Source organism: Methylobacterium pseudosasicola (assembly GCF_900114535.1).
Taxonomy (GTDB): Bacteria; Pseudomonadota; Alphaproteobacteria; order Rhizobiales; family Beijerinckiaceae; genus Methylobacterium; species Methylobacterium pseudosasicola.
On sequence record NZ_FOTK01000077.1, the window covers coordinates 1 to 12,887 of the forward strand.

At 68.5% G+C, this 12,887-nt stretch carries 9 protein-coding genes, 1 tRNA gene, 1 other RNA gene and 1 pseudogene; 2 read left to right on the top strand and 10 right to left on the bottom strand.

Going from position 1 to position 12,887, the window contains the following annotated elements; translation table 11 throughout:
• The 9 genes and pseudogenes from BM228_RS31805 to BM228_RS31845 all read right to left on the bottom strand — a co-directional run.
• A pseudogene (locus BM228_RS31805) lies at positions 1–205 on the bottom strand (hypothetical protein); the annotation flags it as partial.
• Positions 206–404: 199 nt separating this feature from the next.
• The gene (locus BM228_RS31810; RefSeq protein ID WP_244537419.1) at positions 405–1,142 is read right to left on the bottom strand and encodes an SURF1 family protein; all 738 of its coding nucleotides are present in this window, start codon (positions 1,140–1,142) and stop codon (positions 405–407) included.
• Positions 1,143–1,222: 80 nt separating this feature from the next.
• Positions 1,223–1,627, bottom strand: coding sequence for a cytochrome o ubiquinol oxidase subunit IV (gene cyoD, locus BM228_RS31815; protein WP_092047129.1), 405 nt, complete (start codon positions 1,625–1,627; stop codon positions 1,223–1,225).
• Positions 1,624–2,256: a cytochrome o ubiquinol oxidase subunit III gene (gene cyoC / locus BM228_RS31820; protein WP_092047131.1), complete on the bottom strand. Its 633-nt coding sequence runs from the start codon at positions 2,254–2,256 to the stop codon at positions 1,624–1,626. The genes cyoD and cyoC overlap by 4 nt, the downstream gene beginning before the upstream one ends.
• A 4-nt stretch (positions 2,257–2,260) precedes the next feature.
• Positions 2,261–4,261, bottom strand: a complete 2,001-nt coding sequence (gene cyoB / locus BM228_RS31825) for a cytochrome o ubiquinol oxidase subunit I (protein ID WP_092047132.1) — start codon at positions 4,259–4,261, stop codon at positions 2,261–2,263.
• Positions 4,262–4,336: 75 nt separating this feature from the next.
• Positions 4,337–5,488, bottom strand: a complete 1,152-nt coding sequence (gene cyoA / locus BM228_RS31830) for a ubiquinol oxidase subunit II (protein ID WP_244537420.1) — start codon at positions 5,486–5,488, stop codon at positions 4,337–4,339.
• A gap of 236 nt (positions 5,489–5,724) precedes the next feature.
• Positions 5,725–7,044 carry an MFS transporter gene (locus tag BM228_RS31835; protein WP_425285030.1) on the bottom strand — a complete coding sequence of 440 codons (1,320 nt, stop codon included), beginning with the start codon at positions 7,042–7,044 and terminating at the stop codon, positions 5,725–5,727.
• Positions 7,045–7,266: 222 nt separating this feature from the next.
• On the bottom strand, positions 7,267–9,453 hold the full coding sequence (locus tag BM228_RS31840; RefSeq protein ID WP_092047138.1) for a glycosyltransferase family 2 protein: 2,187 nt from the start codon (positions 9,451–9,453) through the stop codon (positions 7,267–7,269).
• A complete protein-coding gene (locus tag BM228_RS31845) occupies positions 9,453–10,496 on the bottom strand; it encodes a hypothetical protein (RefSeq protein WP_092047140.1) in 1,044 nt (347 codons plus the stop codon). Before BM228_RS31845 ends, BM228_RS31840 begins: the two co-directional genes overlap by 1 nt.
• Before the next feature lie 324 nt (positions 10,497–10,820).
• Between BM228_RS31845 and BM228_RS31850 the strand changes: the two genes are divergently transcribed.
• A tRNA-Val gene (locus BM228_RS31850) sits at positions 10,821–10,895 on the top strand.
• A 488-nt stretch (positions 10,896–11,383) separates the two neighbouring features.
• On the opposite strand, the gene ssrA is transcribed toward BM228_RS31850, so the two are convergent.
• Positions 11,384–11,527: a transfer-messenger RNA gene (gene ssrA / locus BM228_RS36200) on the bottom strand.
• Positions 11,528–11,763: 236 nt separating this feature from the next.
• Between ssrA and BM228_RS31860 the strand changes: the two genes are divergently transcribed.
• Positions 11,764–12,887 (top strand): methyl-accepting chemotaxis protein (locus tag BM228_RS31860; protein WP_092047142.1); only part of this gene is annotated, 1,124 nt, incomplete at its 3' end.

Consider the following 12,887-nt stretch of genomic DNA (forward strand, 5'->3'; position numbering starts at 1 on the left):
ACAGCGCCGGCAGCGACACCGGCAGAGGCTCCGCCTGCCGGGCCGCCGCGTGCAACGAGGGCCGCAAGCCGACCGCCACCAGCATCATCAGCTCGACGATCGTCGAGAACAGCAACGCGCGCTCGTATTGGCGCTGGCGATGGGCTGCGAACACCGCATCGAGCCACGCCGCCGGAAACGCCTGCTCCAGAAGCGTCCGCGCCATCACACCCGCCGGCGCCTGTTGCTCGAAGCGCTCCAGAACGGCCGACCAGACACACCCCAATCCGTCTGATGATCCTCTCATCCCAACGACTTGGGCACACAACAAACACCTTAAAAGGGCTGGGTCCGGGACCTTTCGCGGGTGCAGGGCAGAGCCCTGCGGCGGCTAAGTGCCCGCACGCATCAGGGCTCCGCCCCGATCACCCGCCAAAGGGCTCGCGCCCTTTGGAAACCCAGTCCTTCGCCAGCCCACCGCGCAGGATGTAGAAGACCGCGCCCGCGAGCATCAGCGCCATCCCGTACCAGGTCAGCGCGTAGACCAAGTGGCTGTTCGGGAAGGCGATCACCGTGAGGCCGCCCACCGGCAGGCCGCCGGGATTGGGCGTCGCATCGGCATCGACGAAATAGGGGGCGACGTCGGTCAGGCCCCGGGCGGCCGCGATGGCGGCCACGTCGCGGGAGTACCAGCGCCCGTCCTTGGGGTCGTTGGCCCGCAGGAAGGCGCCGCCGGGCTCGGTGAGCCGCAGGAGGCCGGTCACCCGGGTCTCGCCCGCCACCAGCCCGGCCTGCCGGGTGGCGGGGTCCCGGTTCGCCCCCGGCACGAAGCCGCGATTGACCAGGACGAGGCTGCCGTCGGGCCGGCGCAGCGGCGTCAGCACCCAGAAGCCGCCGCCGCGCTCGGTCACGGCCTGGACCAGGGTCTCGCGGTCGTGGAGGAAGGTGCCGGACAGCCAAACATGCCGGTAGGCGTCGTCGGGGCCGATGCGCGGCCATTCGGCGGGGCCGGGGGCGGGCACGGCCGGGGCGTGGACCCGGGCATCGACCCGGGCGATCAGGTCGAGCTTCCAGGTCCGGCGCTGGACCTGCCAGGTCCCGAGACCCAGCAGGACGACGAACACGAGGCCCGCGGCGACGCCGAACACGACGCGCCGCAGCAACGAGAGCGGGGCCGGGGAGGGGGCCGAGCCCGGCTCAGCCCCCCCTCCCGACCCCGTGGGCCTCATCTCCGGACGCGCGCTCAGCGGGCGTTGTTCATGACGTCGTGGGCATCCATCGGCATCATGTTGTGGTTGAGGTGGTACATCACCCACACGGAGCCCGCGAGCATGATCACCACCACCATGATGGTGAAGATCAGCGCCAGGAAGGTCCAGCCGCCTTCCGATTTCGTGTTCATGTGCAGGAAGTAGATGATGTGCACGATCATCTGCACGCCGCCCAGCGCCAGGATCACCAGGCTGGTGACGAGGCTGTTGTCGAGCACGTTGCCCATCACCAGCCAGAACGGGATCACCGTCAGGATCACTGACAGGACGAAGCCGGTGATGTAGCTGCCGAAGCTGCCGTGCCCGCCCTCGCTGTGGGCGTGGCTGTCGTGGGTCTCCGGACCGTGGCCGGTCAGGTGGTGCGCGTCGGCGCTCATTCGAGCACTCCCATCAGGTAGACGACGGTGAACACCCCGATCCAGATCAGATCGAGGAAGTGCCAGAACATCGACAGGCACATCAGCCGGCGCTTGTTCTCGACGATCAGGCCGTGCTTGCGCAGCTGCACCAGCAGCACGACCAGCCAGAGGATGCCCACCGAGACGTGCAGGCCGTGCGTCGCCACCAGGGTGTAGAACGACGACAGGAAGGCGCTGCGCCAGGGCGGGGCGCCCTCATGGAACAGGTGGACGAATTCCCGGATCTCCAGGGACACGAAGGCCACGCCGAACAGGCCGGTGATCGCCAGCCAGATCTGCGTCTGCTTGATCCGGTCCCGGTCCATCTCCAGCATCGCGAAGCCGTAGGTGATGGACGAGAACAGCAGCATGGCGGTGTTCACCGCGATGCCCGGCAGGTCGAACAGGTCCTTGGGGGTGGGCCCGGCCGCGTAGCTGCGGCCGAGCACCCCGTAGGTCGCGAACAGGGTCGCGAAGATGAGGCAATCGCTCATCAGGTAGAGCCAGAACCCGAGCATCGTCGAGCCCTCGGAATGATGGCCCTCCTCGTCGGTCTGGTAGAAGACCGGCGCCGCGGCGCCGGGGGGTGCAGTCTCCCCGTGCATCATCGAATCACGCCATTTCCAGTTCGCGCGACCGCTGACCTTCCGTCCGACTGACCGTGTCGGCGGGAATGTAGTAGTCGCGATTGTAGTTGAAGGTGTGGAGGATCGCGACGACGATGATCGCCACGAAGCTGAGCGCCGCCAGCCACCAGACGTACCAGACCATGGCCAAGCCGAAGGTGAAGTTCAGGCCGGCCAGGATGGCGCCGGAGGCGGTGTTCTTGGGCATGTGGATCGGCTTGTAGCCGGTCATCGGCCGGGCGAAGCCGCGGTTCTTCATGTCCCACCACGCATCCGAATCGTGGACCACCGGGGTGAAGGCGAAGTTGTAGTCCGGCGGCGGCGAGGAGGTGGACCATTCGAGCGTCCGGCCGCCCCACGGATCGCCGGTCAGGTCGCGCAGCTTCTCGCGGTTGCGGATCGAGACCACGAACATCACGATCTGCGAGGCGATACCCAAGGCGATGAGCCCCGCGCCGCAGGCCGCGATGACGAACCAGATCTGCAGCGACGGGTCATCGAAGTGCTGCATGCGCCGGGTCACGCCCATCAGGCCGAGCACGTAGAGCGGCATGAAGGCGACGTAGAACCCGCTCACCCAGAACACGAGGGCCATCTTCCCCCAGAACTCGTCGAGCTTGAACCCGAAGGCCTTGGGGAACCAGAAGGTCACGCCGGCGAACATGCCGAACAGCACGCCGCCGATGATCACGTTGTGGAAGTGCGCGATCAGGAACAGCGAGTTGTGGAGCACGAAGTCGGCCGGGGGCACCGCCAACAGGACGCCGGTCATGCCGCCGATCACGAAGGTGACGATGAACGCCACCACCCACATCATCGGCACCTCGAACCGGATCCGGCCGCGATACATGGTGAACATCCAGTTGAAGATCTTCGCACCCGTCGGGATCGAGATGATCATCGTCGTGATCCCGAAGAACGAGTTCACGTCGGCGCCCGAGCCCATGGTGAAGAAGTGGTGCAGCCACACCAGGTAGGCGAGGATGGTGATGACCACCAGCGCGTAGACCATCGAGGTGTAGCCGAACAACCGCTTACCGCAGAAGGTCGAGGTGATCTCGGAGAACACACCGAAGGCCGGCAGGATCAGGATGTAGACCTCCGGGTGACCCCAGATCCAGATCAGGTTGAAGTACAGCATGGCGTTGCCGCCGAGGTCGTTCGTGAAGAAGTGCGTGCCGACGTAGCGGTCGAGCGACAGCAGCACGAGAACGGCCGTGAGAATCGGGAAGGCGGCCACGATCAGGATGTTGGTGCAGAGCGACGACCAGACGAAGATCGGGAGCTTCATCATGGTCATGCCCGGCGCGCGCATCTTCACGATGGTCGCGATCAGGTTGATGCCCGACAGCAAGGTCCCGATACCGGCGATCTGCAGCGCCCAGATGTAGTAGTCGACGCCGACGCCGGGGCTCATGGCCGCCCCGGAGAGCGGCGGGTAGGCGAGCCAGGTGGCGCGCGAGAACTCACCCACGAACAGCGAAACCATCACCAGGATGCCGCCGGCCACCGTCATCCAGAAGCTGAAGTTGTTCAGGAACGGGAAGGCCACGTCGCGGGCGCCGATCTGCAGCGGCACCGCGAAGTTCATGAGCCCCGTGACGAATGGCATCGCCACGAAGAAGATCATGATCATGCCGTGGGCGGTGAAGATCTGGTCGTAGTGGTGCGGCGGCAGGAAGCCCTGCTCCGAACCGAACGCCACCGCTTGCTGCGAGCGCATCAGCAGCGCGTCGGCGAAGCCGCGCAGCAGCATGATCAGCGCGAAGATACAGTACATGATACCGATCTTCTTGTGGTCGATGGACGTGACCCAGTCACGCCACAGCGGCCCCCAGAAGCGGAAATACGTGATCACGCCGAGGACGGCGAGGCCGACCACCGCCACGCCGGCGAAGGTCGCCTGCAGAATCGGCTCGTGATACGGGATCTGCTCGATCGTAAATCGACCGAGGATCAACTGTTGTAGGTCCAGGTTTGCGAACATTGGGATCGGCCCGTTCAATGGGTTCGACGGCGACCGCCGGTTTACGGTGTGGGGCTCGCGCTCACGCGAGCGTTCTTACTGGTTGAGCTGCTTGGGCGCGATCTGCCCGCCCTCTTTCTGGCCCTGGCTGTCGGGCGCCTTGACCTCGGGCGCCTTCTCCTGCCCGGGCAGCGCGGATTCGCCCTGATTCCGCGAGTCCGGGTTGCCCATGTCGGGCCGGGGCTTCATGCCCTGCGGCTGCGTCTGCCCGTGCGGGCCGGTCCCGGAAGCCGGCCCGGTCGCGCCGGGGGCCTCGTTGCCGCGATCGGCCATGCGGTTGTCGTACTGGAGCCGATCGTAGTTCGCCTGGGCCTCCGCCCCCGAGGCACCGCCCCGCGCGTCGATCTTCACCATCTCGCCGACGCACATCTGCTCCGGCCGCGGGCACATGCCGATGATCCGGTCGAACAGGCCCTTGGCGTAGGACTTGTAGAAGCGGGCCGGCTCGGACTCGCTCGGCTTCTCCAGTTCAAGATAGGCGTCCTGGGTCAGCTCGCCGCCCTCAGCCTTGGTCTTGGCCACCCACTTGTCGAAGGCCTCGTTGGTGACGCCGTTGAACTTGAAGAACATGTTCGAGAAGCCGGCGCCGCTGTAATGCGCCGAGCGGCCCTCGTAGGCGCCCTCGCGGTTGATCACCGCGTGGAGCTGGGTCTGCATGCCCGGCATCGCGTAGACCATGCCGGCGAGCGTCGGGATGTAGAACGTGTTCATCACGTCGGTGGCGGTGATCTTGAACTGGATCGGCCGGTCCACCGGGGCGGCGAGCTCGTTCACCGTGGCGATCCCGTATTGCGGGTAGAGGAACAGCCACTTCCAATCCATGGCCACCGCCTCGACCTGCAGCGGCACGACGCCGGCCGGGACCTCGCGCTTCGCGTCGATCTTGCTGAGCGGCCGGAACGGATCCAGGGTGTGGGTCCCGATCCAGGTGAGCGCGCCCAGCGCGATGATGATCATCAGCGGCGCCGTCCAGATCAGCACCTCGAGCTGGGTCGAGTGGTGCCACTCGGGATCGTAGACCGCGTCCTTGTTGGTGGCGCGGTAGCGCCAGGCGAAGAACAGGGTGAAGAAGATCACCGGGATGATGATCAGGAGCATCAGCCCGGTGGCGGCGAGCACGAGGTTGCGCTGCTGCTCGGCGACGTAGCCGGCCGGGCTCATGACCACGAGGTTGCAGCCGCCCAGCATCGCCAGGACCGGCGGCAGGGCGAGGAGCGGCAGAAGGCGCTGCAAGAAGGGGCGCCGCGCAAGGCCGCCCCGGCTCTGGGCGGGCGCGATCCTGTCCGGAAGAGGGGTCGAAGAGGTCACAGCACTCGTCTCTTTATCCCAAGCCGCATCCGCGGCGTCCCTGCCGTGCCGCGCGAGGCGGCGCTCCTGGCAGATTCTGGAAGGTGGCCGCGCAGCCGAAGCCGCGCGGCTGCCGACTACATCTGGCGCATTTCCGAGCGGTCCAAGAACAAGGCCGCGAGGGTGCAGACCGCGCCGGACAGGAGGTAGACCCCGACCATCGCCAGGCCGTAGCGCTGCGACAGGAACAGGGCCACCAGGGGCGCGAAGCCGGCGCCGACCAGCCAGGCGAAGTCGGAGGTCAGCGCGGCGCCGGTGTAGCGGTAGTGATTGCCGAGCCGGGCCGTCACCGCGCCGGCGGTCTGGCCGTAGGCGAGGCCGAGCAGCATGAAGCCGATCGTGACGTAGATCGTCTGGCCGATCGCGCTCTCGCCGAACAGGAGCGGCGCGATGATGCTGCCGACGGCGAAGAAGCCGATCAGCGAGGCGCTCATGATCAGGCAGTTGCGGCGGCCGATCTGGTCGGCGATCAGCCCGGAGGCCGCGATGGCGCCGGCGCAGACGATGGCCCCGGAGAACTGCACGATCAGGAACTCGCCCGGCGAGCGGTGGGTGTTGTTGAGCGCGAGCCACGCGATCGGGAAGATCGTCACGAGGTGGAACAGGGCGAAGCCGGCCAGCGGCACGAAGGCGCCGCGGATCACGTCGCCGGCATGGTGCCGGAACAGCTCCAGCGCCGGGACCGGCCGCAGCCGGTCGAGGTCCATCATCCGGGCGAACTCGTCGGTGGCGACCAGGCGCAGCCGGGCGAACAGCGCGACGACGTTGATGGTGAAGGCGCAGTAGAACGGGAAGCGCCAGCCCCAGTCGATGAAATCGGCCTCGTCGAGATTGACCAGGAAGAAGGCGAACAGCGCGCTCGCCACCATGAAGCCCAGGGGCGCGCCGAGCTGCGGGATCATCGCGTACCAGCCGCGGCGCTCCCGGGGGGCGTTCATGGCGAGCAGGGAGGCCAGGCCGTCCCAGGCGCCGCCGAGCGCCAGACCCTGCAGGACCCGCAGCACCGCCAGGATGTAGACGGCCGAGATGCCGATGCTGTCGTAGCGCGGCAGGAAGCTCACCGCCGCGGTGGCGGCGCCGAGCAGGAACAGGGCGATGGTCAGCTTGACGCTGCGCCCGTGCCGCCGGTCGATCGCCATGAAGATCACCGAGCCGATCGGACGGGCGATGAAGGCGAGGGCGAAGATCGAGAAGGCGTACAGTGTTCCGGTCAGCGGATCGACGAAGGGAAAGAACACCTTCGGGAAGACCAGCACGCAGGCGATGCCGAACACGAAGAAGTCGAAGTATTCGGACGCGCGGCCGATGACCACCCCAATGGCGATCTCGTTCGGGTGGACCTTGTGGTCACCCGTCGCTTGCTGGGCGTCGCGCTCCAGGATCGTTGACGAGGCCATTGGGGTGCTCGAACTCATCGTTGATTGCCATCCGGGCGGCACATCCGCAGGGGAACCGTGGCCGGTGCCGCCTCATGCGGCATGTGCAGAGGTATCGCAACCGGCATCCGACGCAAGTTCCCCCACTGACGCATGCATGGCACCGCCAGGCCACCCCTGCTGCCAACACATGCGCAACGGCATGGCGCGGCGGGCAAAACCGGGGCCGCGGGCTGCGTCGTCCTAGACCCGGTAATGCGCCGAGTTCCGTGACAGGTTGATGTTGTAGTAGGGGTCGGCCCGCAGTTCCGGGCCCCAGCGATCGAGCATGGTGAGCACCTCGCCCTCGAAGCGCTTGCGCTTCTCCGGCGTGTCCTCGGCGCCCCGGCTCTTCGACTCGTGGTGGATCAGTTTGGCGAACGGCGTCCAGACGATGCGGTAGCCGGCCCGGCGGATCTTCAGGCACAGGTCCACGTCGTTGAACGCGACCTTCAGGGCCCGGGCGTCGAAGCCGCCGACCGCGTCGAACACGTCGGCGCGCATGGCCAGGCAGGCCCCCGTGACCGCCGAGACCTCGTGGGCGATGACCATGCGGCAGAAATAGCCGGGATCCGCGTCCGGCACGCCGAGATGACTGTGGCCGGCGACGCCCCCGATCCCCAGCACGATGCCGCCGTGCTGGATCGTCCGGTCCGGGTAGAGCAGCTTCGCCCCGACGGCGCCGATCTCCGGCCGCACCGCCTGCCGGACCAGCTCCCCGAGCCAGCCGGGCTCCAGCACCTCGACGTCGTTGTTGAGGAACAGCAGCACTGGGCCGGTGGCGGCGGCGGCACCCCGATTCGACAGGTCCGAGAAGTTGAAAGCCCCGGGCACCGGCACGACGCGCACCCGCGGGTCGTCGCGATACCGGGCGAACAGGGAAGCGGTCTCGGGCTCCCGGCTGTCGTTGTCGACGATCACCACCTCGATATCGGGGTAGTCGGTGCTGTTCAGCAGCCCGTCGAGGGTGACAGACAGGATCTCGGCGCGGTCCCGGGTCGGGATGATCGCCGAGACCCGGGGCGGCGGCTCCGGCAGCGGCCGGACCAGGCGGTTGAAGCCCGAGGGCCCGCGCTCGGCCCGGCCGCCCCAGGGGGCCACGACCTCGTCGAGGGCGCGCAGGCGCGCCGCCTCGGCCTTGGCCAGAGACCGGTCCGAGAAGGTTCCGGAGCCCTGCGCGGCGCGCCAGTGATAGAGCACCCGCGGGATGTGGCGGATGCGGGCCGGGTCGAGCCCGTCGGTGAGGCGCAGCAGCAGGTCGTGGTCCTGGCTGCCCTCGAAGCCCGGGCGCAGGCCGCCGACGGCGCGCAGGGCGTCGGTGCGCACCACGGTGAGGTGGTTGATGTAGTTCTGCGCGTAGAGCAGCTCGCGGTCGAAACCCGGCTTGAAATGCGGGTCGAACCGGCGGCCGCGCCGATCGATCTTGTCCTCGTCGCTGTAGATCAGCACCAGATCGGGATCGAGGCGGAGCGCCCGGGCGACCTCGTAGAGGGCGTCCTCGGTGAGCGCGTCGTCGTGGTCCATGAAGGCGCAGACGGTGCCGCGGGCGAGGCCCAGCGCGTCGTTGGTCGCCCGGGCGATGTGGCCGTTCTCGGAGCGGGCGAGCACGCGGATGCGCGGGTCGGCCTCGGCGGCGCGCTGGAGGATCTTCGGGATCGCGGGCCGGGTCGAGGCGTCGTCGACGACGCACAGCTCCCAGTGCGGGTAGAGCTGCGCCCGCAGGGAGGCGAGGGCGGCCTGGAGCACCTTCGGATCCGGATCGTGCACCGGCATCAGGACCGAGATCAGGGGCGGGTCGGCCCAGGCGGCGATCTCGGCGGCGATCCCGGCGCGCTCGGCCCGGCGGTAGCCGTGGGCGCGGATCCAGGCCTCGTATCCGGTGACCCGGCGGTGAGCCAGCGCCCGGCCGAGCATGCCCCGCGCCCGCACCTTCTTGCCGAGGATCCGCCAGTACAGCGCCTGGAGGGCGAGCGCCGGCTCGCGGGGCAGGGCACGCGGCACGAGGAACGGCCGGGCCAGGCGGCGCACCGTGACCCGGCGCAGCCGGGTCGGGACCCGTCCGGCGGGATCGGCCACGCGCAGCGCGGCGACGTCCTCGGGAAGGCGGCCGATCCACGTGAAGGCGCCCCCACCCGCGGCCTCCTGGGGCAGCAGCGGCCCCGGACGTCCTTCGGGCCCGACGAACGCCATGACCGGGACCGCGTCCAGCCCCTCCATCGGATCGTTGGACAGGGTGATCTCGAGCCAGCGTCCCGCGAGCCCCGCGAGGTCGATCCGCATACCGTCCGCCGCCACGCGAACCGCAAGCGGACGCCGCTTGCGACCGGTCCCGGTCAGGTGCGCCGGCGGCAGGCGCGTCTCGGGCGCCCCCGTCTCGGTCGGCCGCACCATCAGCTCCAGCTCTTGTCGATGGAGTCCTTCACGGCATCCGACATGGCGACGTCGAACACCAGCATCTCCTCTACCGCCTTGACCGTGCGCAGGCGCTCGGCCAGCGCCTGGGTCTCGGCCGGGACCGGCGGCGGCACCGGCACCGGGGCGTGGATGCCGAGCTGGTCGAACAGGGTCGACGCGAAGGCGTGGTACCGGGTCTTGTGGCCGACGATGCCGACCCGGGCGAGGATCTCGATCGCGGCGATCGAATTGCCCGGATGCAGGCGGTCCTCCGGCATGCGGGTGCCGAGCTGGCGGGTCAGCGGGTTGTAGAGCAGCCGGTAGGCCGGCTCCGGCAGCATGCGGAAGTAGCGCTTGAGGCTCTTCACGTCGGTGAAATCGTAGTCGCCGGAGAAGGAGGCGGCCTCGGCGAGCGGCCCGAGGCGCCAGCCCCGGGTGGGGTCCAGGGCGTCGCCGGCCCGGGCCTTCAGCCAGAGCATGCGGGTCGCCATCTCGGTATAGGGGTCCTGCACCAGGATCGCGGTGATCATCAGGTCCGGCGTCATGAAATTCTCATAGCGCGGGATCGTCACGGCCCCCGACAGGAAGGCCGAGGGGGCGGCCGGCCCGGCAAGGACGCAGGTCAGGATCTCGTCCGGCAGCTTGTGGATGCCGAAATAGCAGTGCTGGAAATGCGGGAAGAGGGCCGCCTGCAGGGCGGTCTCGGGCTCGATGCCGGTGTTGATCAGCATGGTCCGCAGCCGCACCAGCCCGTCCGGGGGCATGCGGCGATAGACCAGGACGTTGGTGTCGGCATCGTAGAGTTCGAGCCGCGCGATATCGGGCAGGCCCGGCACCTCGGCCGGGGTCACCACGAAGGTGCATTGCCCGGTGGCGTGCCAGCCGTTGCGCTTGAACGCCTCGTCGGTGACGCTGGCCGGGATCTCGGCCACGCGCTGGCCGCCGACGGAGACCATCACCCGGCTGATGGCGAGGGGATTGTCCGGTACGATCCAGCCGCGGATCGAGTCGCCGTGATCGTGATCGATGAAGTAGCGCATGTCCCGAAGCTTGAGGCGGCGGAATGCCGGAACCGCCTCGGCGGCCCGGCCGAATGCCGGCCGGCAGGCCCATAGCGCATTTTCTTCCCCGCGTGCACCATCGCGGCGTCCGGGCCACCGACCGCCACCGCCAACCTTCCGCTTGCGCCCCCGCCGAGCACCGGCTATAGGCCCGGCCCACCGGTGCTCGCACAGCACCGGCCCGGGCGCGTCGCTCAGCGGGAGAGCACTACCTTGACAGGGTAGCGGTCCTCCCAATAAGTCGCTGACCCGGCTGAACTATTTCGGCGGTTTCAGGTTCGATGAATCTGAGCAGTTCGGAACGGAGACGTAGCACAGCGGTAGTGCATTCCCTTGACATGGGAAAGGTCACAGGTTCGATCCCTGTCGTCTCCACCATTCTCAATGACTTAGCCGGCCCGCTGCGGGCCGACGGCGCCTCTCAGAGGCGCATTACCCCCTGAAGATCACTCCCTGATCCAGATCGAGCAGCGCCGCGCGGTCGCGCCGGCGAAGGGTTGCCCGAGAGCCACAATCCGATCGTCGAAGCCGTCGAGTCGCTTCGTGCGGGCAATGGATTACGACACGACACCGCCGTAGCACCACCCAGGCGGCACACATGCGTCGAGCGCCCCGGGCGTCGCCGCGGAGCGTGTTCTCGTTTTGGCGATGTCGGGAAAGGTGGGCCCCGGGGCCGAAGCCCCGGGTTCTGTTTCTACGGCTGCCCTGCCGCAAGATGCTTACGCCGCGAGGCGGGCATCCATGACAACGTTATCGTTGGCATTTAGAGTTTTGGTCAGGTGCCCGGAACAGGGGTTGCCTGCGCCGAACCGGTCGAGTCCTTACCGAAAGTCGCATCTTATCCTGCCGAAACAGGGTAGAACTCGCGATCCCTTTACCGTCCAGTCGAACCTAACTTCGCCCCCAGCAGAAGCACCCTGATCTCTGACCCCGTTCGATGTCCGGGGCAGGATGTTTCTGGTGGAGGCGCCGGGTACCGCCCCCGGGTCCTGAAACGTTATTACGAACCGGTCATCAACCTCACCCCCTTTCTACCGCGTATGAGTCGGAAGGTCCACAGGCTCGTGCGGGATCGGCCCCGGCAACCCGTCCTCGCTGGAGGGCAGGGGATGGCGGATTCACGGCACCCGTGCCTTCGGTCGCCCACGGCTCGCACCGGCAGGGTTTGGGCGCTATGGGCTTACGCCGCCATCGGCTGACGCGGCCGATCGAGGCCGTCCGCCAGTCTGGTCAGGAAAAGCCGAACATGCCGAACACGCTGGGTCTCAACCGCACCCTCGGCAGCGCCATCGGCGTCATCGCGCTGGTGTCGGTGCTGAGCAGCGGGGCGGTCCTGCTCACCCGCGGCCAGCTGCGGGACGCGAACGATGCGCTCGACCGCGCGAACCAGACGATCCGCGGCCTCGACGCGTTCCGCAACGCCATGCTCAACCAGGAGACGGGCCTGCGCGGCTATCTGCTCACCGGCCGGGACGGCAGCCTCGAACCCTACCGGCAGGGCCGGCCGGCCCTGGACGCGGCGATCGACCGCCTCAGGGGCCTGATCGGCACCGATGCCGCGTCGTCGCGCCTCCTGGCCGATGCCGTGACGGCGGCGCGCTCCTGGCAGACCGATATCGGCCAGGCGGCCGTCCAGGGGGCCGCCGATCCGGCAACCCGGCCCGAGGCGGTGCGGATCGAGGCCGAGGGCACGGGCAAGCAGCTGTTCGACACCCTGCGCGACCGGCTCGGCGCCATCGAGGGCCTGGCCGAGGCCAATCGCGCGGCGCTGAATCAGCGGGTCGCCCGGGCCGAGCGCAACGAGAGCCTGGCCTTGTGGGGCGGCACCCTGCTCACGCTGCTGATCTGCGCCGGGATCGGGATCGCGATCAACCGCCTGATCGTCCGGCCCCTCGGGGCGGTGATGGGTTTCGTCGAGCGGGTCGGCGCGGGGGACCTCTCCGGCCGGCTGCGCACCGGCGGGCGCGACGAGATCGCCCGTCTGGGCCGCACGCTCAACGCCATGGTGGACGGCCTCTCCGACCTCGCCCGGACCAACCGGGCGGCCACCGCCGACCTCAACGCCGCCGCCGCCGAGATCCGCGCCTCCGCCCAGCAGCAGGCGGCCTCCGTCGAGGAGCAATTCGCCGCCGTCCAGGAGACCGCCGCCACGGTGGACGAGATCACCCATTCCGGCGCCCAGATCGGCAAGCGCGCCACCGAGGTCATCGCCACCGCCCAGGCCACCGCCCAGACCTCCCGCCAGGGCCTGCGCGCCGTCTCCGACACCGCCAAGGCCATGGACGCGATCCGCGAGCAGGCCGAGGCGGTGGCCGGCAACATCGTCAGCCTGTCGGAGAAGACCCAGACGATCGGCGACATCATCGAGAC

What these genes read in the sequence shown, in the direction of transcription:
- cyoD (WP_092047129.1), bottom strand. Translation starts at nt 1,627, where the DNA reads ATGAGCGCCGACGCGCACCACCTGACCGGCCACGGTCCGGAGACCCAC.
- cyoC (WP_092047131.1), bottom strand. Translation starts at nt 2,256, where the DNA reads ATGATGCACGGGGAGACTGCACCCCCCGGCGCCGCGGCGCCGGTCTTC.
- cyoB (WP_092047132.1), bottom strand. Translation starts at nt 4,261, where the DNA reads ATGTTCGCAAACCTGGACCTACAACAGTTGATCCTCGGTCGATTTACG.
- cyoA (WP_244537420.1), bottom strand. Translation starts at nt 5,488, where the DNA reads ATGCTGGGCGGCTGCAACCTCGTGGTCATGAGCCCGGCCGGCTACGTC.
- BM228_RS31835 (WP_425285030.1), bottom strand. Translation starts at nt 7,044, where the DNA reads ATGGCCTCGTCAACGATCCTGGAGCGCGACGCCCAGCAAGCGACGGGT.
- BM228_RS31840 (WP_092047138.1), bottom strand. Translation starts at nt 9,453, where the DNA reads ATGGTGCGGCCGACCGAGACGGGGGCGCCCGAGACGCGCCTGCCGCCG.
- BM228_RS31845 (WP_092047140.1), bottom strand. Translation starts at nt 10,496, where the DNA reads ATGCGCTACTTCATCGATCACGATCACGGCGACTCGATCCGCGGCTGG.